The 21550-nt window shown below is 38.5% G+C and carries 18 protein-coding genes, 1 tRNA gene, 1 other RNA gene and 1 pseudogene; 6 read left to right on the forward strand and 15 right to left on the reverse strand.

Translation table 11 applies throughout. The annotated features are described in order from the left end of the window. Positions 1-18 precede the first annotated feature (18 nt). The 9 genes and pseudogenes from era to nhaA all read right to left on the reverse strand — a co-directional run bounded on the left by era (position 19) and on the right by nhaA (position 8336). The gene (gene era / locus AC2SLP_RS00960; protein WP_486534751.1) at positions 19-1020 is read right to left on the reverse strand and encodes a GTPase Era; all 1002 of its coding nucleotides are present in this window, start codon (positions 1018-1020) and stop codon (positions 19-21) included. Between the two features lie 276 nt (positions 1021-1296). Next, positions 1297-2052: a ribonuclease III gene (rnc, locus tag AC2SLP_RS00965; protein WP_486534752.1), complete on the reverse strand. Its 756-nt coding sequence runs from the start codon at positions 2050-2052 to the stop codon at positions 1297-1299. A gap of 252 nt (positions 2053-2304) precedes the next feature. Further along, positions 2305-3240 carry a signal peptidase I gene (gene lepB / locus AC2SLP_RS00970; protein WP_486534819.1) on the reverse strand — a complete coding sequence of 312 codons (936 nt, stop codon included), beginning with the start codon at positions 3238-3240 and terminating at the stop codon, positions 2305-2307. A 69-nt stretch (positions 3241-3309) separates the two neighbouring features. Then, positions 3310-3429, reverse strand: a pseudogene (locus AC2SLP_RS00975) (signal peptidase I); the annotation flags it as partial. 52 nt (positions 3430-3481) lie between these two features. After that, positions 3482-5284 (reverse strand): translation elongation factor 4, encoded by a 1803-nt coding sequence (lepA, locus tag AC2SLP_RS00980; RefSeq protein ID WP_486534753.1) that lies wholly within the window; start codon positions 5282-5284, stop codon positions 3482-3484. Positions 5285-5607: 323 nt separating this feature from the next. Next, positions 5608-5684: transfer RNA gene (locus tag AC2SLP_RS00985), tRNA-Met, on the reverse strand. A gap of 60 nt (positions 5685-5744) precedes the next feature. Then, positions 5745-6116, reverse strand: an RNA gene (rnpB, locus tag AC2SLP_RS00990) — RNase P RNA component class A. A 304-nt stretch (positions 6117-6420) separates the two neighbouring features. Continuing rightward, a complete protein-coding gene (locus AC2SLP_RS00995; protein ID WP_486534754.1) occupies positions 6421-6801 on the reverse strand; it encodes an MliC family protein in 381 nt (126 codons plus the stop codon). 335 nt (positions 6802-7136) lie between these two features. Beyond that, a complete protein-coding gene (nhaA, locus tag AC2SLP_RS01000) occupies positions 7137-8336 on the reverse strand; it encodes a Na+/H+ antiporter NhaA (protein WP_486534755.1) in 1200 nt (399 codons plus the stop codon). Between the two features lie 444 nt (positions 8337-8780). On the opposite strand from nhaA, the gene AC2SLP_RS01005 reads away from it, so the two are divergent. Next, positions 8781-9713 carry a LysR family transcriptional regulator gene (locus AC2SLP_RS01005; protein ID WP_486534756.1) on the forward strand — a complete coding sequence of 311 codons (933 nt, stop codon included), beginning with the start codon at positions 8781-8783 and terminating at the stop codon, positions 9711-9713. Positions 9714-9878: 165 nt separating this feature from the next. On the opposite strand, the gene crcB is transcribed toward AC2SLP_RS01005, so the two are convergent. The 3 genes from crcB to AC2SLP_RS01020 all read right to left on the reverse strand — a co-directional run bounded on the left by crcB (position 9879) and on the right by AC2SLP_RS01020 (position 12353). Next, positions 9879-10250 carry a fluoride efflux transporter CrcB gene (crcB, locus tag AC2SLP_RS01010; RefSeq protein WP_486534757.1) on the reverse strand — a complete coding sequence of 124 codons (372 nt, stop codon included), beginning with the start codon at positions 10248-10250 and terminating at the stop codon, positions 9879-9881. Positions 10251-10326: 76 nt separating this feature from the next. Then, positions 10327-11421 carry a tRNA (adenosine(37)-N6)-threonylcarbamoyltransferase complex transferase subunit TsaD gene (tsaD, locus tag AC2SLP_RS01015; RefSeq protein WP_486534758.1) on the reverse strand — a complete coding sequence of 365 codons (1095 nt, stop codon included), beginning with the start codon at positions 11419-11421 and terminating at the stop codon, positions 10327-10329. Between the two features lie 296 nt (positions 11422-11717). Further along, a complete protein-coding gene (locus AC2SLP_RS01020; RefSeq protein WP_486534759.1) occupies positions 11718-12353 on the reverse strand; it encodes a c-type cytochrome in 636 nt (211 codons plus the stop codon). A gap of 591 nt (positions 12354-12944) precedes the next feature. On the opposite strand from AC2SLP_RS01020, the gene rpsU reads away from it, so the two are divergent. Together rpsU and AC2SLP_RS01030 are read left to right on the forward strand one after the other, a co-directional pair. Further along, positions 12945-13160, forward strand: a complete 216-nt coding sequence (gene rpsU, locus AC2SLP_RS01025; protein ID WP_007394316.1) for a 30S ribosomal protein S21 — start codon at positions 12945-12947, stop codon at positions 13158-13160. Between the two features lie 313 nt (positions 13161-13473). Then, positions 13474-13923 (forward strand): GatB/YqeY domain-containing protein, encoded by a 450-nt coding sequence (locus AC2SLP_RS01030; RefSeq protein WP_486534760.1) that lies wholly within the window; start codon positions 13474-13476, stop codon positions 13921-13923. A gap of 190 nt (positions 13924-14113) precedes the next feature. Here the strand turns inward: AC2SLP_RS01030 and AC2SLP_RS01035 are convergent, their stop codons facing one another. Beyond that, complete coding sequence (locus AC2SLP_RS01035; RefSeq protein ID WP_486534761.1) at positions 14114-15967, reverse strand: M48 family metalloprotease; 1854 nt, start codon at positions 15965-15967, stop codon at positions 14114-14116. 438 nt (positions 15968-16405) lie between these two features. Here AC2SLP_RS01035 and AC2SLP_RS01040 point away from each other — a divergent pair, with 438 nt between their 5' ends. The 3 genes from AC2SLP_RS01040 (at position 16406) to AC2SLP_RS01050 (ending at position 18607) form a co-directional block, all read left to right on the forward strand. After that, positions 16406-16837, forward strand: coding sequence for a sulfurtransferase TusA family protein (locus tag AC2SLP_RS01040; RefSeq protein WP_486534762.1), 432 nt, complete (start codon positions 16406-16408; stop codon positions 16835-16837). 341 nt (positions 16838-17178) lie between these two features. Then, positions 17179-18045, forward strand: coding sequence for an RNA polymerase sigma factor RpoH (gene rpoH, locus AC2SLP_RS01045; RefSeq protein WP_486534820.1), 867 nt, complete (start codon positions 17179-17181; stop codon positions 18043-18045). 196 nt (positions 18046-18241) lie between these two features. Then, on the forward strand, positions 18242-18607 hold the full coding sequence (locus tag AC2SLP_RS01050; RefSeq protein WP_486534763.1) for a DUF423 domain-containing protein: 366 nt from the start codon (positions 18242-18244) through the stop codon (positions 18605-18607). A gap of 251 nt (positions 18608-18858) precedes the next feature. Here AC2SLP_RS01050 and hpf read toward each other — a convergent pair whose 3' ends face one another. Then, positions 18859-19248 carry a ribosome hibernation-promoting factor, HPF/YfiA family gene (gene hpf / locus AC2SLP_RS01055; RefSeq protein ID WP_486534764.1) on the reverse strand — a complete coding sequence of 130 codons (390 nt, stop codon included), beginning with the start codon at positions 19246-19248 and terminating at the stop codon, positions 18859-18861. Positions 19249-19810: 562 nt separating this feature from the next. After that, positions 19811-21523: an RNA polymerase factor sigma-54 gene (gene rpoN / locus AC2SLP_RS01060; protein ID WP_486534765.1), complete on the reverse strand. Its 1713-nt coding sequence runs from the start codon at positions 21521-21523 to the stop codon at positions 19811-19813. Positions 21524-21550: the final 27 nt, after the last annotated feature.

The following is a 21550-nucleotide window of genomic DNA, read 5'->3' on the forward strand; positions in this document are numbered from 1 at the left end:
TTATTAATAGACAATCACTTAATACCCTAAGCTATTCAATGCACGGGCATCATCTGACCACCCTTGTTTTACTTTAACCCAAAGATTTAGCATAATTTTACGTTCAAATAAAGCTTCCATGTCCTCACGTGCGGCAATCCCGACCTGCTTTATTCTTGAGCCTTTATCTCCAATAACAATCGCTTTTTGACCATTGCGCTCAACAAAGATAGTGGCATCTATAAATGTCATTGCCTTTCGTTTACGTCCTGTTTTTGGATCAACATGCGCATGCTCGTCTTTAAACTCATCTATTTGAACGGTTAAATCGTATGGGACTTCTTCCCCTGCTTGACGCATAATTTTTTCGCGTATGATCTCACTGGCTAAGAAACGCTCACTTCGATCTGTAATTTGTTCGGTGTCATAAATAGGATCACCTTGAGGAAGATGTGACCTAATCACCGATTGCAGACGCTCCAAGTTTTGGTTTTTAAGCGCTGAAACTGGCACGATATCAGCAAAATCAAAGCTTTCATGATAAGTTTCTATAAGGGGTAGAATAGACCCTTTGTCCTTGATAGTATCAGCTTTATTAATAACCAATACGACGGGGGTCTTAGTTTCTCCAATTTTATCGAGGGTTAGTAAATCATCTTCACGCCACTGCTCACCATCGACGACAAACAGCACTAAATCAACATCGATTAATGAAGATATAGCCGCTTTATTCATGCGTTCATTGATAAGGCGTACCTCATTGCGATGAATACCTGGGGTGTCGACAAATACCGCTTGCATGTCAGTGGTAGATAAAATGCCATATATACGGTGGCGTGTCGTTTGTGGTTTACGCGAAGTAATAGAAAGCTTTTGACCCAGTAGATGGTTCATCAATGTGGATTTGCCTACATTTGGCCGCCCTACTATTGCTACATAACCTGCGCGGTAATCCTCTACTAAAGGTGTACTATCAAAAAAACTATCAATAGTTGATTCTGTATCTTGTTTTAGATCCTGATCATTTGAAGTGTTATTCATAAACCATTTAATCCGATATTTATTATTGATATTCATATGAATATAGACGCTGAAAAGAACAAAATTCGTGTCGTGAGTTCACTTAAACTTTATTCTACAATTAAAGTAGTACAAGACAATCGGAGAAGTAAAAGTGACTGTTAATAATAGATAAGTTATAAGTAATAATAAACGAGTTATAAGTGTAAAATTATAAGAAATGAGATTATATAGAAAATACGAGATATGCGTCTTAATCTAATTGTTGTAATCTACCCTTCTAAATCTAATAAGGTATTAAGGCTTGATTTTAACAATTCGCTCGCTAACCAACTTATTTAATTGGTTAATCATCTTCTCCGCCGTTTTCTGCTCAGCAATACGTCTACTTTCGCCAGACTCTATGATAGGCGTACTGTGCGGCACTTCTACCTCGCAGCGCACCACGAATATTTGATTAGGCGCATTACCCTGCGTTTCTAACAACGCATAGTTAGGTAGCTCAAATTTATAACCTTGTAGCCATTCTTGTAAACGGCTCTTAGCATCTTTAAGAACACGTTGATCATTCACATTATCAATTAATTCAGAGAACCACTCTAAAACACATTCCTTTACCGTATCTATGCTTTGGCTGTCTAAATAAATTGCCCCAATTAAAGATTCAACAGCATCGGCTAAAATAGAAGCACGTTCACGTCCACCTCCCTTACGTTCACCCACACCCAGTATTAAATGCGAGGATAAATGTAGCTTTTGAGCCACAATAACGAGTGATTCTTGACGTACTAAAGTCGCCCGCATACGGGTTAGACGACCTTCATTTTGCTTAGGATATTGATAATATAAAGCTTCACCTATTATCATTCCTAGTAAAGCATCTCCTAAGAACTCTAAACGCTCGTAATTTATTTTGCCATCATATGATCGATGCGTTAAGGCAAGTTTCGCTAAACTGGTATCTTTAAATTTATACCCAAGATTATTTTCGAGCACTAAAAGACCTTGCTCAAATTTAGTATATCTCTGTTGGGGTGGTAACTTATTAGGCATTACATTTTACTTCATTGAAATATTTTCACGTCTCAAAATATTGAATGAGACACCATTTATATATTTAGCAGTTATTCTATTAAATAATCATTCTTTGAATAAGACGTCTAAAAATAAGACGTTAAAAATCAAATTAGGCCGTGTCCTCACAGGTTGACTGCAAAGCGTTTATAGCAAAAGATTATAACTATTTTATTATATATGTATCAAAAACTACTCTTATATCACTACATATTTAGACAAGCAACGAGTTTAATCAATGGATCGGTTGTAGCTAAATGTCGGTAAATTCAAACCTGGTTTTTTATGCATCCATACGTAGACGGCCTTGCCCGCCAAATGACTGTCTGGAACAAACCCCCAAAAACGGCTATCTTCACTACGATCTGAATTGTCACCCATAACAAAATAGCTATCTTTAGGAACGGATACCTCCCAGTTGCTAGCGTGCGAGATAGGTTGATCCAAAAATTCTGAATAGGCAGCGTGTTGTAGATTTGGAGCTAAGTAGCGACGTAGATAATCATGTTCACCTAGCGTTTCACGATAATAACTGGCCGCTGATTCTTCTTTGAAAGCATTTTGTACTGCCTGTTTGGGCGATAAATCCCATTCACGACTTGGATCACTTCCTTTTACTGGTGTATAGAGTCGTTCAACCAATGCTTTATCTGCAGAGAAGTCCACCTGCTCAGTAGGTATAGCCTCACCATTGACGTATAGCTGACCATTATTAAAACTAACGGTGTCACCAGGCAAGCCGATCACTCGTTTGATATAGTATATTTTAGGATTTTCAGGAAAACGGAATACAGCCACATCCCCATGTTCAGGACTGCCGTTATCTATTACCTTATTGTAAGTTAATGGCAATCGGATACCATATGCGTACTTATTGACCGCAACAAAATCTCCTGTATACAATGCAGGAACCATTGAAGAAGATGGAATATTAAAAGGTTCAATAATAAATGACCTAACCACTAATACCACTGCCAGTACTGGAAAGTAATCGTGCGCCCAGCGAATTAGAAAATGCTCATTTGAGGATTGAGTTGAAGGTTCCGTTGTGGCAATACGGTAGTGACGATTGGCCTCTCGATACTCACGTTCTGTCTGCTTAACTTCAATAGGTGCAGTGCTCAGAGCTGTAGGGTCTAGAAGCTCATCTGGATTGATATGCTTCATATCATATTTGGATAGCGCCGAAATATACGCGTCTTTTTTTGCAGCTAAATTCTCATGTGCTGCTTGCACCTCTTTAGAAGATGACGCCGTTTGACGCTTATGCTGCTTGAACCATACTTTATCCAATAACCAAATAAGCCCTAAGAATAAGGTTATGGGAACTAATATTACGTTAAAATCAAAATCCATATAGCTGCCTTCAGCGCTTGATGATTGGTATCAACACGTTATTATTGTGTGTTTACTGATTATCGACTTGTAAAACCGCTAAGAAAGCCTCTTGAGGTATTTCAACATTGCCCACTTGCTTCATGCGTTTTTTGCCTTCTTTCTGCTTAGAAAGTAGTTTTTTCTTACGTGAGACATCACCGCCATAGCATTTGGCAAGAACATCTTTACGCATGGCTTTGACTGTACTTCTAGCAATAATCTGACTGCCAATTGCAGCTTGAATAGCCACATCAAACATCTGACGCGGGATCAATTCTTTCATCTTTTCAACCAATTGGTTGCCACGATAGCGTGCTTGTTCTTGATGGCAAATCATTGCCAAGGCATCTACTTTATCACCATTAATTAAGACATCAACTTTAACCAATTTGTCTGCTTCATAACGATCAAATTCATAATCTAGAGAGGCAAACCCGCGTGAGACTGACTTTAGACGATCAAAAAAGTCCATGACGACTTCACCCAGTGGTATATCAAAAACGAGTTGAACTTGTTTGCCCATAAAACGCATATCAACTTGAACACCGCGGCGCTCCATACATAGCGTCATTACATTACCCAGATAGTCTTGAGGTACAAGTATTTGGCAACGTGCTATTGGCTCACGAAACTCATCGATAAAGCCAGGGTCAGGAAGTTTTGATGGGTTATCGACTAATAAAGTCTCCCCATCTTTGCGCTTAATCTCGTAAATAACAGAGGGCGCAGTCGTAATTAAATCTAAATTATATTCGCGCTCTAAACGCTCTTGAATAATTTCCATATGCAGCATACCTAAAAAACCACAACGAAAACCAAACCCAAGTGCGTCAGAAGTATCTGGCTCAAAAAATAGTGCAGAGTCGTTAATTTGAAGCTTTTGTAATGCTTCACGAAACTTCTCAAAATCATTTGAATCAACAGGGAACAATCCTGCATAAACCTGCGGGGTTATCTGCTTAAATCCAGGGATTAGATCGACATCAGGTGTTTTTTCATGCGTAATTGTGTCACCAACTGGTGCACCGTGAATGTCTTTGATACCTGCAATCACGAAACCCACTTCCCCAGCTTCAAGTTTACCTGTTTCAACGGGCTTAGGACTAAACACCCCTATTGAAGAAACCAGATGCGAGTCCATAGTTGATTTAATCAGTATTTTCTCACCCTTATTAAGCGTGCCTTGACGGACACGTACCAAAGAGACAACACCTAAATAATTATCAAACCAAGAGTCAATTATCAGTGCTTGTAATGGCGCTTCACGATCGCCAGTTGGTGCAGGTATATTTTCAACCAACGCTTCTAACAGCTCATCTACACCCAAACCAGATTTTGCTGAGACACGCGGCGCCTCAATCGCTTCAATACCGATGATGTCTTCAATCTCTTGAATAACTCGCTCAGGCTCTACTTGCGGCAAGTCAATTTTATTAAGTACGGGCAATACTTCAAGCCCCAGATCGACAGCGGTATAACAGTTTGCAACCGACTGAGCTTCGACACCTTGCGCCGCATCAACAACCAATAGTGCGCCTTCACAAGCTGCAAGAGATCGTGACACTTCATAGGAGAAATCAACGTGCCCTGGCGTGTCAATAAAGTTCAGCTGATAACGCTCGCCATTTGGATGATCATAATATAAAGTCACAGATTGCGCTTTAATAGTTATTCCACGTTCACGCTCAATATCCATTGAGTCTAGAACTTGCGCCTGCATCTCTCTATCTTGAAGAGCACCACAAGTCTGGATAAAGCGATCAGCCAAAGTTGATTTGCCATGATCAATATGGGCAATGATTGAAAAGTTTCTAATGTTTGATAATGCGGTCACGTCTTGCAGCTACCTAGGTTATTAAATAAATTAAAAGAAAATCTGAGATTGTATTTATCTGAAATCTTACCTATATAAAATAGTACTTATCTGAAATAGTACTTATTTGAAATAGTACTCATCTGAAATAGTACTTATCTGAAATAGTACTTATAGCTATTCTAACAGCTTTCAGCTGTCTTGTAAGCGGTATAAATTTAATGAAATTGAGTTGACTGAATTGGGGCTGTAAACATCGAATAGGATAATACTCGCAAAAAAAACCGACTACTTGGCGTGATAAGCAAAGTAATCGGTTTTAGAATAGCACTGACTATCAAATTTGGTGGCGATGGGGAGACTTGAACTCCCGACCTCACGATTATGAGTCGTGCGCTCTAACCAGCTGAGCTACATTGCCATTTGAGGGCGGTATTATGCTAAATAATGATAAAGACGTCAACCCCTAGATCAAAAAAAATAAATTGGTAAACCGATAAGCCGGGTTCTGTCGTGAACGATCATTCATCTAGGTACACCGTTGCCAGTGCACTCAAGCAACCTACCCGTGTCCTTTGCAGGCAACAAAAAATGGACACCTATTTGGTCTTGCTACGCGTGGAGTTTACCTTGCCATGAATTGTTACCAATCATGCGGTGTGCTCTTACCACACCCTTTCACCCTTACTCTATTAGATAAAATCTAATAAAGCGGTCTTCTCTCTGCTGCACTTGTCGTCGGGTTACCCCGCCCAGCAGTTAGCTGGCACGCTGCCTTATGTAGCCCGGACTTTCCTCCCTTGATCCTAAAACGCAAGGTTTTATTCAAAACGGCGATCGTCTGGTTTACCAAGCTGCGTATTATAACAGAAGTAATTTAAATAGATTGAAGAATCTTATATTTTTTAATAGTGTTATAAATGTGTCTGAAAATTAACTTTGGGCGATTAAGGTATGCACCTTATTATTTATTTACGTTACGACTATATTTAAAAGTCCATTGTTGATTATTGCTCTTTAAGTCTTTAGAAATCTCTAATATAAAACATACAAGCGCTAATAATTAGCCCATTGGATAACGCTTAATAGATTTTAAAACAAAAAAGACAGCAATAATCATATTGCTGTCTTTTAATATCTATAGACAAAATAGGGTTTTAACGGCGTTTGCACTTAACCATATATTCCTTACCATCAGCCCACATAACATTCATTAGTCCAAAATCATTTTTAGCATGCCATTCATAAGTGACATTGCTGCTATCGTTATTAACAAAGCGTGAGCCCGAAGCAGCTTGGGCGGCATCCATAGTGATACTTTGGTTCGTCCAGTTTGCTTTTGGCAAATCTACGGTCAACATCGCTTCAGTACCATCTAATGAATATTTGGCATAAACCTTTGAGTTATCTTCACAGATAAATTGCTCAGGAGCCATGCGATCGTACGCCTTATTAGTTGTGTCGTGAGTAGCCGCAGGATCAGTTGCACACGCTGCTAACATTAATGTTAAAGGTAAACCTACTAATAACTTTTTCATATCGAGTCCTTAAAATTAGTAAACAGAATAATTTATTTAAATTATTGAAAATGTTTAATTTATATCTAACAAGTAATTTTATTAATACAGCTCATAAAAAATTAAATTTCATAACATGAAATAATACATACAAATAGGTACAAAACTTGATAGATATCAAGTATGTATAAATTTCATGATCAACAAAATGTGATAGAAACATAACTGAATACTTAATATTATAAATAAAATACTTTTATTAGATTGTTATGACTTGTCATAAATTTGAGAGCGAGTTCAACAGTTTTATTAAGTTATGTAAATTTTAAATCCAAAATATGAAAATTGAGTATGACCTATGACTTAGTTAAATCTAAAGTCGCAGTATTCACATCCTCCTTCAAAGTAGCTTTTAATAATAGGTAACCTGCGACACCAGATATAATTGAGCCTAATATAATACCTAAGCGAGGATCAAATCCTTCGGTTGAACCACCAAAGGCAAGTCCACTGATAAATAAGCTCATTGTAAATCCAACGCCGCATAATAACGACACACCATAGATCTGTTTAAGGTTTGTCCCATTAGGCAACTGTGCCAAACCTATTTTAATAATTAGCCAACACATCAGCATAATGCCTATCTGTTTACCGACGAACAATCCTGCCGTTATACCAAAAGGTACAGGGTGGAGCAACTGCTCGAAACCCGCCCCTTTTAATGATATGCCTGCATTTGCAAAAGCAAATAACGGTAAAATTGCAAAGGCAACCGTACTATGTAGGTCATGCTCAAGCTCTTCTAGGGGCGAGTGCTCGGGGTCATCAGCGTCTACCATAGGTATAAATAGAGCCAAGAGCACACCAGCGAGCGTGGCGTGAACGCCGGACTTAAGTACTGCAATCCACATAATAACGCCAAAGAACAAATAAGGCGTAATCGCTGTTACGTTGCGGCGATTAAGGATATACAAAAAAGGCAAGCACAATGCCGCTATTGCTAATGCCTGTAATGACAAATCGCTGGTGTAAAATAATGCGATAATTAAAATAGCACCTATGTCGTCGAAGATAGCGATAGAGACTAAGAATATTTTGAGAGCATTAGGTACGCGGCTGCCTAGTAAGCTCAAAATACCAATGGCAAACGCAATATCTGTTGCCGCGGGAATAGCCCAACCTTTTAAGTACTCGGGATTTGAGTAGTTAAATGCAACATAAACAAGCGCAGGAACCAACATACCGCCTACCGCTGCTGCCGCTGGTAGTATGATTTGTTTGATATTAGACAATTCACCTATTAATACTTCTCGTTTAAGCTCAAGTCCTACCAAGAAAAAGAATACCGCCATTAAGCCATCATTAATCCAATGATGAGCATCTTTACTGATGATCAGATCACCTACTTGAACCACTACTGGTGCATGAATAAATGACTCATACCAGCCATATAAGGGTGAATTAGCAACAATCATGGCTAGGATAGCTGCTATGGCAAGCACAATACCTCCTGCAGCTTCATATGCTAAAAACCTCTGTATTTTCTGTAAAACCATGCACCCTCTCTATCTTTAGGTAGCCTTTGACTGCCCTAAATTATTTTAAAGTTTTTTAGTTAGCTAAGATATTATTATTTATGGTAGCAGAAAAGACACCTATTTCTATATTAAAATTATATCAATAGACAAATCAACGTTAAATAACCTAAATTCAATGTCGGTATAGATAGAACGTTAGTATTAATTTATACAAGCAATAGACAGACCTATGAATAAAAATGACTTTTAATTTAAGTTCCTAGTAAATAAAAGTGCCTGTTAAATAAAAGTGCTAAGTAGATAAATAGTCGAACATGTAGCTAACAGACGAATAAGTAAATAAACAGTCGAACAAACAGCCAAATAAACATATGAATATTATAAATATAATGCGTTAAAATAGAGACAACGGTCGTCACTTAAACCACATTCTACTATTCATAATTAAAACGATAAATACTTATGCTTGAGCTAAGACATCTTCAAACACTGACTGCCCTTCGTGCGCATGGGTCTCTTGCAGCCGCTGCAGAGGAGCTTCATGTTACTGCATCTGCCGTCTCTCACCAGCTAAAAGAAATTGAAAGCTATTATGGTCTAAAGCTTGTTAATCGTCGTACACGTCCCCTATCATTTACACCAGCTGGAAATGTCGTCTTAAAGCTTGCAGATAATATTTTGCCACAAGTGGTACGAACAAAAAATAATTTAAAAAGATTGGCCCATGGTCAGGCCGGCCGTTTAAGAATAGCGTCTGAATGCCACAGTTGTTTTGATTGGTTGATGCCAATATTAAATCAATTTCGTAAAGAATGGTCTGATGTTGAGCTTGATTTCGCCACTGGGTTTGAGCCCGAGCCGCACCATCTGCTTAGTGAAGGTGATATAGATTTATTAATCACAACCAGTGATCTGACTATCGACGGTATTTGTTATCAGCCTTTATTTACCTATGAAAGCCGTTTGGTGCTATCTCCCACACATTCATTAGCTAGTATGGACAGTATTGAACCGGCTGACTTAGTGGACCAAACCTTAATCGCTTATCCTGTGGAAACCAAACGGCTTGATATCATTGATAAGTTTATGGCACCAGCAAATATGAGCTTTGCTAAGATAAGAACGACTGAGCTGACAGCAATGTTAATTCAGTTAGTAGCCAGTGAACGCGGGGTAGCAGCTTTACCTGATTGGGTCGCTGCTGAATATGAGAAGAAAGGATGGGTTGTGACTAGACCGTTGAATATTGCATCAATTGAGGACAAAACCATAGTTACACCGACTAAAAATCAGGGGGTATATTGCCAACTATTTGCAGCTACTCGCCAAAGTAGCCAAGACATTGCTTATATGCAAGGATTTGCGCGCCTATTAGAAGAGATGGTCAAACCTTGAGATAGTATGAAATGAAATGAGATAATTTAAGGTGAGGTAGTATGAAATAAGATAACGAGTAGATTCAAAGTATGTTTTAGGTAGTTTTGATAATCCATTTTAAAGTTATGTTTGATAAATTAATATTGAGTTGAAAAATAATAGGATAAAATCAGACACTTGAGCCTAAATTAAAGTTCGAGTCAAATAATAACCTATTGCTGTGGCAAATAACGTGAAAACAACATGTAACCCTACTAAACTAAGACCCGCCACAACCTTTCCAGAATTAAGCAATCCGAACACTTCACTGCTAAAAGTACTAAAGGTAGTCAAACCCCCTAAAAAACCAGTAATCACAAATAATTTTACATTTGGACTCCAGTCTGATCCCATGCGTAGAAAAACAACCATAGCGATTCCTATAAGAAAACCACCCAATATATTCGCGCCCAGAGTACCAAATGGTATCCAAGCATGCAGTGGATTTAAGCGGGCCAATAATGCACGCAAACAAGCACCCAGTCCTGCTCCTAACCCAATGGCCAGCCACTGCATATCGCCTCCTGAATTTAACAATAGTGTTTAATCTAAATTTAGTTAATGAATATGGTTTTAATTGCTGGCCTTTAAGTTAAGAGGCAATAGATGGTAGCTCACTAATATCCCATCTGGGCACACAGCTCACCGCTAAGTCATCTTGCTGACCAGCCTGTAAGCGCTGATAGCCAGCATAAGCAATCATCGCCCCATTATCTGTACATAATTCAAGCGGCGCATAGTGGACAGTCGCATTTATTTTAGACAGTTCTTGCTCGAGTGTATTACGTAGATGGATATTTGCACTGACACCCCCTGCAATAACCAGTTGATGCATTCCCGTTTGTTTTAGCGCTTTAACACACTTTTTTACCAAAGTATCTACAACCGCGTGTTGAAAACTTGCCGCTATATTAGCGCGTACAACCGGATCATCATCTGAGCCGTTGGTATCTTTAATCAAGTTGTGGACGGCAGTTTTCATACCACTAAAGGAGAAATCCAGACCTCGATGCAGCATCGGCCTAGGTAAATTATAAGTAGTGGGATCGCCATTTTGGGCTAGTTTTGCCACATTAGGCCCCCCTGGATACGGCAAATCTAGCATTTTTGCCGCTTTATCAAAACATTCGCCAGCGGCATCATCAATACTTTCCCCCAATATCTCATAGTTGCCAATACCGTGAGCAGCTACTAATAGGGTATGCCCCCCTGATACCAATAGAGATACAAAGGGAAAGCTTGGAGGATTGGCACCCAACAAAGGTGACAATAGATGACCTTCCATGTGATGGATACCAATAGCAGGAACATCCAAACCATAGGCTAAGCTACGACCGAACAAAGCGCCTGTCATTAACGCCCCGATTAGACCAGGACCTTTGGTATACGCTATCGCATCGATATCGTTCTTAGTGAGTCCACATTGTTCTAATAGCTGATCTAATAGAGGGACTAGCTTGCGTATATGGTCACGACTCGCAAGCTCAGGTACGACGCCGCCGTAATTAGCGTGCAATTCAATCTGAGAATACAAAACCTGACCAACTATACCGTTACTACTTTCACACTTATTATCCGTGCTATCAACACTATCCATGCCATCAACAGTATCATAGTTTAGGTACTCACTATCAAAAATAGCCAGCCCGGTCTCGTCGCATGATGTTTCTAAGCCCAATACTTTCAAGTTTCACCTTCTTCAATATGCTAAGAATTTAATACGCGTTGAATATTTACAGTTATGCATATTTGTAATCGAATAGGTACGCGTATAGACACTCATCGCCACTTGTTATTCATCACTATATATGGATACTATTGTTTTAAACAAATAAAAAACGCCATAATATAGTTATTTATGGCGTTAGTTAAGCAAATAATCAAGCGGGTTTAAGCATATTGAATCGGGTCTAAGCGTATTTTGCATTTTCCAGATATAGTATTTAATATAAGTATAGCTAGAGCACATTATGCTTATTCAGCTTAAGAAGAGTGTTCAATTATATAATCCACAGCAGCGGCAACTTGCTCTTTAGTCACATCACCAACAGCTTGAGCAGGCATTTGTTTATAACCTTCAGCAGAGTGCGTAACTAATGTCTCTCTATCCTGCGTTAAGCGGGGAGCCCAATCGGCGCTGTTGCCAAACTTAGGCGCTTCCAATAGTCCTGTTTCATGACAGACTTTACATTTTGCTTCATATAATTCTTTACCCGCAGAAGCTGAAAGTTCAGCACCCGCATCAACTTGGGCAGCGGCTTCTTCAACCTCAGCATCTGAGTTTAATTCTGCATCAGCATCAACGGCTTCTGCATCAGCAGCATCTTCTGTCGCCGTTTCAGCAGTTGCCATATCTTCGGTAGTTGCCATGTCTTCGCCAGTAGGCTGAGTTGTTGTGCTTTCTTCTACCACGACAACCTCAGCTTCAGGGGCGTTCTTCTGAGCAAGCTCTGCCGCTTCATCTACTTTATCCACCGCTTTAACTTCATGATGATCGTTACCACCACAGGCAGACAACGATAGGGCTGCGCCTAATAATAAAGCGCTAACGCCTAACGTACATGCTGATGTTTTATGACTTGCAGAATTAAATGGATGTTGCTGGTTAGTATTAGACATAACTGGCTCCCTTATAATTAAATAATTCGGTATTTAAATATATTGATTTGAATAGCATTTTACGTTTATTTTTCGTTTAATCGCTCTTTTTTATTCTCTTTTTTTATTTGCTTCTTATAGGTAAGCTTATTACATGAGCTTAATTTTTATTAAACTAACTGGTTAAACTTATAAATAAATGACGATTAAACGTATAAATTAATGGCTGTATGGTTGAATAATATTAAGAACACCCCTATCCACAATCCCTCAAGATAATAAAGATATCAATAATAAATTGATAATATTATATTGTTTAAGCCATATATCAAAAGCTTAAATTTAATATGGGTTTATCTCACTATTTATAATTACACAAACGAAAAAAATAAACTATATAATTATTGCGTCAGGGGTTGCTCTAATATACTTGACAAGATACTGATTACATAGTATATTCTCGCTCTTAATTCTTATCTCAGTATAAGGGTTTAGTATTTTTTCTAACAATAGCTGATGCCATAAGTTAAAGAGACATTGTGGCTAATACTAAATTTACAGCATTGTTAATGTCAACGTCTCAATTTTCCTACTATTTATTAAGGAGTCTGCATGCCTTCAGTTAAGGTTAAAGAAAACGAACCTGTAGATATCGCTATCCGTCGCTTCAAGCGTGCGTGCGAAAAAGCTGGTGTTTTGTCTGATGTACGTAAGCGCGAGTTTTATGAAAAGCCAACGCAAGAGCGTAAGCGTAAAAAGGCAGCAGCAGTTAAACGCTACAAAAAGAAATTACAGCGCGAATCAATTCGTACCACTCGTATGTACTAATTGAGAATAATCTATCTGTAGATAGATTGTTTTAATAGCGGTAATAACCACTTGTTCGTAGCATCTTGTTTTATCCAAGTATGCGTCGATAGACAAGTGGTTTTTTTGTGCTAAACTTTTAATATATATCTACTATGAGCTTATGGGTAAAAGATAGCTTCTGATAATTTTTGAGATAGTAATCAATATGCTCAAGTGATTATATGATAAATAAACTATTGATAAGCACTTAATAAAATCCCTGTTTCATACCGTTAATTAATACCGCAAATGTCATAAAATACAATCAGTATAAGAATAATAGGAAAATTATATGAGTACAATAAAGGATACTATTACCAATCAAGTAAAAACTTCAATGAAAGCGCGTGAGCTTGAAAAGGTCAAAGTACTGCGTAACATTCAGTCGGTAATCAAACAAATAGAAATAGATAGACGTGTTGAGCTTGATGACGCTGCTGTCCTAGAGATTCTTCAAAAACAATTAAAACAGCGCCAAGAGTCTTTGCACGTGTTTCAAGACAATGGCCGTGATGATTTGGCGCAAAAAGAGCAGTTCGAGATCGATATTATCAATACATTTATGCCGCAGCAAATGAGCGAAGAAGAGCTGGCTGCTTTAGTGAATGCTGAGATAAGCGAACAAGGTGCAACCTCTATGCAAGACATGGGAAAAGTCATGGGTGTGCTGAAATCTAAAACGGCAGGACGTGCTGATCCTTCTGTGATCTCTCAATTGGTTAGAAAAGCATTATCAAACTAACGCTTTTTTATAATGACTGTTGGTTACTGTGAACTGCTTTACGCTGTAACCTTGTATACTTATATCGCCCTGTACATGTTATTGAGTTCAGCAAATCTAGGGCTTCTACCGATTCAATCTTTAGAAGCTCTAATTTTTTTGCCTAAAGCTTGAGCTTACCCTCAAAAGAAGCACTCCCTCAGAAAAAGCACTAGGGCTCAAAGTTCTTAGCGGATTTAACATCTGCTATGTCTTTATTGATTGAAGCCATTAAAGGCTGTGTATTCAACTGAATGTCACTTGGATTATTTGAGTCAGCCAATACATTTTTAGCTAGTTGTAATGAAATCAATGCTTTATCATATTTCGCACGCCATAACTCCCCTTTAGCACGATACCTTAACGCATGAACGCTAGCTATAATTGATAAAGCGTCGTCATTTTTTGGAGTATTTATAGCATTCATATTTACGCCGTAATCGCCTGCATGTGTGTTTGAGCTCAAGGCGTTATTAGTATCCGTTTGGCTATTTGTATTTGTTGCCATCACTTCATATGCGCGCTCCATGATAAATAACGCTTCTAAATCGTAAGGACGTTTTTGAATAATAGGTTTTATGGTTTGGATTATTTTTGCAGGCTTATCTAGATGCAACCAGACAGTGGCTAAGGCCAAACTTATGTCGCGCCGCTCAGGGTATAAGTTAAAATAAGGTAGTAAGTGCTGTTCTGCATCATGCCATTTATTTTGCATACCTGCGATATCTGCCTGTGTAAGAGCCGTCAATACATCAAGGGATGTTTTATCACGATATGATTTAGGGGCAGGAAACTGCTTTAATGTTTCAATTAAATCATTAGCAGATTGAAATTGGCCTTGATCAGCATACCACTTTGCTAAGGCCAAAGCTGCTCCTTGACTATTTGGTGCTGCTTGCTGCATCTCGCCCCTAGTTACTTGATTAGACAGTAGTTTTAATCGCCATTTGAGTAAATCAAAGGTTAACTCATCGCGCTGATTTGTTATTTTAGTCTGTTGATAGCTATTGGCTCGGCTTTGTGCATCGCTTAAACGCTCAGAGCTTAATGGATGGGTCATAACAAAGCTTGGTAAATAGCTTTGATTGTTCATATTCAGTTGGGTCTTTTGATTTAAAGTCGCAAAAAAACTTGGCATTGCATGCGGATTGTACCCCGCTTTAAACATTAGCTGCATGCCAATACGGTCCGCTTCTCTCTCATTACTTCGGCTAAACGCCATCTGACTATTTAAAGCGGCAGTTTGACTTCCCATCATGATAGCAGTGGCCGCATCGCCATCTACGGCGCTTGCAGCGATTGCAGCCAGAACGCCACCAATCTTTAGCATCATTGCTTTGGTACTGGCATCGGAGCTATGCTCATAGTGGCGCTGACTGAGATGTGCAACTTCGTGCGCGACAACACTGGCGACTTCATCCATACTTTTTGCAGAGGTTACCGTTCCAGTATGAATACCCATTACCCCACCTGGAATAGCGAATGCATTTATTGAACCATTATTAATTACCATCAAAGCAAGTGGCGCTTGATTTCGCGCTTGCGCATTAATATGCCAAGCTATTGTTTCAAGTTGCTCTTGGCTCCACGGATCATTTAACAAAGGTGCAGATTTGCTCAGCTGTTGAAGAGACCACTCGCCTATTGCTTTGTGCTGATTGGACTCAAAGCGCCCACCCCCACTACCTAAATCTGGCAAGTTAGGTAAGACCGAATCATTCAAGTTGGCACGCCTTGAGGTATTAAAGGTCGTGTTGTATGGCCTGTTATAAGCAGCGTTGTATGCTGGATTGGTTGAAAGATTAAGTAAAGGACTATGTGAAGGACTGTTAGAAGGACTTTTAGAAACATTACTTAAAAGCTTACTTGAAGAGTTATTGAAAGAGTTTTTTGAAGAATATTTTGGATAATCGTAAGCAGTTGACTCACTATTCGTAAGTTGAATATCCGTGTTATTCTCGAAATTTCGAGCTTGAATGGCAGTAGACCACCCTATCAAAAGCCCGCTATATAGGATATTTGACATAATAGCTACAGCTGGTAATAATTTGGTTTTGTAAGTCATAGCTCGCAAGTGGTCTTCCTTAGTTGCTGTTAATACTTGTAGATTAGTAATTATTCATTACTTTTTTAGATGACGATATTTGATAGGTTTGAATAGTAAGTAGCATCCTACTCATATAATATATATTTTTACAATATTTGACACATCTTGAATAGATAAAACGGTGAACCTTGTTACCATTAGACGCTTATAGTGCATGCTTAATGAAGTGTGGTAAAGCGTAACTATGTATGGCGTAGCTAGGTATGGCGTAGCTATGTTGAGTATTGATCAATTTTTATTTTAACCATCTAATCTTATGACATCCTATCTTTGATGTAATGTTTTATATCTTAGCGCACAGTTACTATTAGAGTCTGTATCAACGCCTTTTATTTCTTTATTTATTAAAAACTATCTATGACTTATATCAACCTTGAAAATGACGCTCAAAATAAGTTTATCGTATCAATGATTAAAACATTAACAATCGATGAGCAAAAGACGATAGAACGTGCATTTAGAAATTCTCATACAACCCATCAGATAACACAAATGGTAGATGGTAGAGGACTGGAATGCCCGATGCCTCTTTTGAAAACCAAAGTGGCGCTAAGATCTGTTACACAAAATGATGGTGTTTATGTGCTCGCAACGGATCCAAATTCCAAGACTGATATAGCATCTTTTTGTAAACAATCAGATTTAACCTTAGTATTAAGCACTGAATCCCAAATCTCTGAATCTATAGTACTTGAATCAAAAATGCCTAATAACCTCGATAATAACAATAGTATAGAAAAACTCGATACAATCTTTCACCTCATTATTACTAAAACACATGGCAACTAGCGAACGCTATCCTTTACAATAGTTGTCAATAAAATTATTAATTGCAAGGTTAATATATGGCTAATTCTAAGAATATTAAAAGTCAAAATACAAACAACTCAATTTCAAAAGGCGTCGCTTCAAAGACTATTTCTAAACCAACGTCAGCCGATTTAGAGGCAGAAGCTGATGTGATATTGAATGAGAATAACGATGATGTTGGCAATGATATCGACTCTAAAGAAGTGCCTAAACAGGTATCAGAATCGTTGAAAGCTGAACAAAATTCAGACGATCAAGAAGAGCAGCCAGTATGGGTAAGCAAGCACCCAGATACCAGTACGCGTGATTTAGTGCCTGCGATGCCCGTTAATTTATCTGCCCCTGGTGTCAACTTAGGCGCTTACATCAACTCCGTGCATCAAATACCTATATTGACGCCTGAACAAGAACGGGAACTTGCACACCGCTATTATGACGAGGATGATGTAGAAGCTGCTCGTTTATTAGTGATGTCGCATTTGCGCTTCGTCATCCATATCGCGCGTAGCTATTCAGGATACGGTCTACCTCAAGCGGATTTGATTCAAGAAGGCAACCTTGGGCTTATGAAAGCTGTGAAACGCTTTGATCCTAATAAGGGCGTACGTTTGGTATCATTTGCTGTGCACTGGATTAAAGCTGAGATTCATGAGTTTGTGATACGTAATTGGCGTATTGTAAAAGTGGCAACCACTAAGGCACATCGTAAACTGTTCTTTAATTTACGAAGCTTAAAAAAAACCAACAATCAGCTAACGCTTGAAGAAGCGGATGCCATTGCTGCCGATCTTAATGTCACGCGCAAACAAGTACTGGAAATGGAATCGCGCCTGACCTCTTATGATGCTTCATTTGAAGCTCAATCCTCAGATGATGATGATGGACACTATGCGCCGCAGTTATTTTTAGAAGACGGCGCAGATCCTGCCGAAATGGTTGAAGATGCAGATTGGGAAGACAACAATACCAATGCACTTATGACAGCTATGGATGCCCTTGATGATCGTTCACGTGATATTGTCGAGCAGCGCTGGTTATCTGAGCAAAAGTCAACCTTGCATGAATTAGCTGCGGTATACGATATTTCTGCCGAGCGTGTGCGTCAGATTGAAAAGAATGCCATGGATAAGATTCGTGAAGCCATGACGATTGAAAGTGTCATTATGCCTACTGAAACTCAGTCATAATGATTACTTTTATAATGCCTATTAGTTTTTAAGCTGTTGAATTTATAAATTACTTAGACTTAGGCTTATAAAGCCATTACATTTTATGAATTCTAACCTATTTTATATTATAAACTTGGGCAATCTTTATTTAGATACAAGGCTTTTAAAAATAAGGTCTTTATAAGCAAGTTCTTTAAAAGTAAGGCAGTAGCGCATGAACTGGATTAGCATTGCAGCGATTAATTTAGCCGCGGCGGTCGGATTGGGCGCATTCGGTGCACATGGTATTAAGTCTTTTGCTACACCGCAGCAGCTGGCATGGTGGCATACTGGTTCACAGTACTTTTTCTATCATGCGCTTGGGCTACTATTGGTTGCTATTCTTATCAAACTCGGTTATACCACTCGCACAACCGCTTGGTTATTACAAATTGGTGTAATTATATTTGCAGGCAGTTTGTTTGCGATGACGTTGGGTGCGCCTCGTTGGTTTGGAGCTATCACTCCGATTGGTGGCACATTTATGATTCTTGGCTGGATTTGGCTTGCAGTCAGTGCATATAAGTTAAATGAGAGCTAACTCCTAACTCAACACGACTCTCTTTTAGTCAAACCATCTATAGTTGTCCTATCCAACTCATAGCTTTATTATCTTAACTCTATTTTCTAAATAGCTAATAAAAAGCCCCTACTAGACCAGTAGGGGCTGCGCTAAGCTAACTTTAAAAATAATAACTATTTAACTATATTAAGCTAACAATTTTAGGCTAATAGTTTTAGAATTGCTTAGCATAACCTTGATTCATGCTTAGCGCATAAGCCAGTTGGTTATTAGTAGGCAAGAGCAGAGTCATCTGAATCAGTCGCGCTCGGGGCAAAACGATCTTGACGTTTGGATGAGCGCGTTTTACGTTCCATACGAGTTTTGTACTTGCGAACTTGGCGATCAAGCTTATCTGCCATTTCATGTATTGCTTTATACATATCATCATCATAAGATTGTACAAACATTTCTTGGCCTGAAACCCTCAAAATAGCTTCTGCTTTATGATTATTTTTACCGCTATGGCTTGATTCAGAGTTATTATTATCAAGCGAGAGAATTACTTTTATGCTTTGAATTTGATCAAAATGACGCTCTACTTTTGAAAGCTTGTCCATGACTGTCTCTTTCATTGCATCGGTAATAGTGATGTGATGGCCAGTGATTGAAATATTCATAATTCTTACATCCTTAATATTATTTGAGTAGCTGTGCTGGCTCAATTAGACCCTTAATATAACAATGTTGCCAGTTTCGTCCACTGTTAGGAGTCGTTCGCATATCTTTGATTAATAAACATTTTTTACTGCTAGAAATCTTAGATTTGCTCTAAGCGCTATTCTAATTTCCTTATAAAAATAACTATTCCAAAAACATCAATTAACTAAACAATTTGGTTTGGAACATCTTTAATTTGACATGAATATTACAAATACACAAGAACTCAAATTGTAAGAAAGTGTAAGAAATACCGATACGTTAATCAAAACACTATATAATCTGAAATTTTTTCAAAAAAATAAAACAAGCCAGAACACTTCAATCCTTTTCTTATTCAAGCATTCAGTTACCTTAACTCAAATACAAACCCGAATGCTAAAAGTATTCTTTCTAAGAAGTAACTTTTACATTACTTTTGGTAATTTCATTTGTTGCTGTAGTTCATTTATCTTATTTCAGTTTTCAAAGCTATCGATAGAAACTGACTAATTTATTTTAATTATTTTTAATTCAAGGGTATTAAAATTTGACCTTACGCTGGGTCGATGAGGGTATATTCAACCCTTCTCTATATTTAGCAATGGTACGCCGCGCAATATTGATACCTTTTTCTTCAAGCAGCTGCTGAATCGTACTGTCTGACAACGGCTTTTTAGTATCTTCATTGGCAATAAACTCTTGAATCATGGCACTTATAGCCGTTGAAGAGATGTCACCATTATCACTGGATACATGCGATGAGAAAAAATACTTCAGTGAAAACAACCCTTGCGGAGTCAATATACTTTTACTGGTGGTAAGTCGTGAAACCGTTGACTCATGTAAACCTACCTCATCCGCCACATCCTTTAATATCATAGGCTGCATTGCAGTTGGCCCTTCTAGTAAGAAACGCTGCTGACGCTGGATAATACAAATAGACACCTTAAGTAAGTTATGATTTCGCTCCTCTATACTTCTTATAAATAAGCGCGCGTCAATTAAGCTGTCTTTTAGATATACATTATCCGGACTATTATCGCCCCGTTTAATCAAGTTGGCGTACTCGGTATTCACCTTAAGCTTTGGCAGTGTCTCTGGGTTAAGCTCTACTTTCCATACGGGTGCTGAACTCTCTTTTTCATGGACTAAGCTGACTAAGACATCAGGTATATCAAAGGTTTCAGGCTTGACACCATAATCAGGTTGAGCGCTTGAAAAAGCCAGACCTGGGGCTGGATTTAAGGTTCTAATCAAGGATATACAGTCCCTAATTTCAGTATTTTTAACGCCCGTTCTTTGTACCAGCTCTTTGATATTATTGCTGACAAGTAATTCATGCTCATCTAAAATCTTTAAAGAATGTTTGAGGTAAGGCGTATTAGGATCAAGGGTACGAAGTTGTATCTGCAAGCATTCAGCGAGGCTTGTTGCCCCCACCCCTAAAGGCTCACATTGCTGAATAATGCTAATAATACGTTTAATTTGGGAGCGTTCGATTTTATTATCCCATTGATAAAAACTAGCAGTTTCGTCAAAGTTTGCTTTTAGCTCATCGATATCAATATGTATAAATCCATACTCATCCATCGCATCAATAAGATAATCTGCTATGAGATTATCCGTTTCGGATAAATCATTAAAATTAAGCTGCCAACGTATATGATCTTGTAAGCTGACCTCAGTTGCACCTTGATAATCGGTCATACTTTGAGTGTCTGGTGCCGCCATAGAGGTTGGCGCATGGGTGTACACATCGCTCCAATCTGTATCAATGGTTAATTCTAGGGTGTTTTCAACAATACGTTCACTACTGTCATTAATGCTGCTATCACTGTCGATACCTGTCGTCTCATAGGTTTCATATACCTCATTATTGGCAGTGGCTTCTGTCGAGGGAGTATCTAGATAGTCAGTATCTTCATAGTCATTGGTTAAGCCTAAATCATTCGTATCAGGGCCACCATTATCATAATCGCTTGGGTACTCTTCATCATAAGGATTATATAGTTCATCATCTTGCGTCTCGTTTAACTCTTGGCGTGTTAATTCCTCAATGCTGTTGAAATCTTCGGCATCGATACTCTCTTCTTCTACTCGCTCAAGTAGCGGATTGCTATCAAGTTTTGCTTGTACTTCTTGTTCAAGCTCTATACTTGAGAGTTGCAGCAGCTTGATGGCTTGCTGCATTTGCGGTGTTAGTTTTTGTGAATTAGATAGGTTTATACCTAAGTTATATGCAGGGCTAATCATAAGTAGGTGTAAATTCCAGTTATTTGG

Source organism: Psychrobacter sp. CX21 (genome assembly GCF_057396255.1).

Bases quoted from the DNA above. Each gene is read 5' to 3' on its own strand.
- rpoH (WP_486534820.1), top strand. From the start codon at position 17,179: ATGCCCGTTAATTTATCTGCCCCTGGTGTCAACTTAGGCGCTTACATC.
- hpf (WP_486534764.1), bottom strand. From the start codon at position 19,248: ATGAATATTTCAATCACTGGCCATCACATCACTATTACCGATGCAATG.
- AC2SLP_RS01030 (WP_486534760.1), top strand. From the start codon at position 13,474: ATGAGTACAATAAAGGATACTATTACCAATCAAGTAAAAACTTCAATG.
- era (WP_486534751.1), bottom strand. From the start codon at position 1,020: ATGAATAACACTTCAAATGATCAGGATCTAAAACAAGATACAGAATCA.
- crcB (WP_486534757.1), bottom strand. From the start codon at position 10,250: ATGCAGTGGCTGGCCATTGGGTTAGGAGCAGGACTGGGTGCTTGTTTG.
- AC2SLP_RS01050 (WP_486534763.1), top strand. From the start codon at position 18,242: ATGAACTGGATTAGCATTGCAGCGATTAATTTAGCCGCGGCGGTCGGA.
- AC2SLP_RS01040 (WP_486534762.1), top strand. From the start codon at position 16,406: ATGACTTATATCAACCTTGAAAATGACGCTCAAAATAAGTTTATCGTA.
- lepB (WP_486534819.1), bottom strand. From the start codon at position 3,240: ATGAAGCATATCAATCCAGATGAGCTTCTAGACCCTACAGCTCTGAGC.
- AC2SLP_RS01005 (WP_486534756.1), top strand. From the start codon at position 8,781: ATGCTTGAGCTAAGACATCTTCAAACACTGACTGCCCTTCGTGCGCAT.
- AC2SLP_RS01020 (WP_486534759.1), bottom strand. From the start codon at position 12,353: ATGTCTAATACTAACCAGCAACATCCATTTAATTCTGCAAGTCATAAA.
- rnc (WP_486534752.1), bottom strand. From the start codon at position 2,052: ATGCCTAATAAGTTACCACCCCAACAGAGATATACTAAATTTGAGCAA.
- AC2SLP_RS00995 (WP_486534754.1), bottom strand. From the start codon at position 6,801: ATGAAAAAGTTATTAGTAGGTTTACCTTTAACATTAATGTTAGCAGCG.
- nhaA (WP_486534755.1), bottom strand. From the start codon at position 8,336: ATGGTTTTACAGAAAATACAGAGGTTTTTAGCATATGAAGCTGCAGGA.
- rpsU (WP_007394316.1), top strand. From the start codon at position 12,945: ATGCCTTCAGTTAAGGTTAAAGAAAACGAACCTGTAGATATCGCTATC.
- AC2SLP_RS01035 (WP_486534761.1), bottom strand. From the start codon at position 15,967: ATGTCAAATATCCTATATAGCGGGCTTTTGATAGGGTGGTCTACTGCC.
- rpoN (WP_486534765.1), bottom strand. From the start codon at position 21,523: ATGATTAGCCCTGCATATAACTTAGGTATAAACCTATCTAATTCACAA.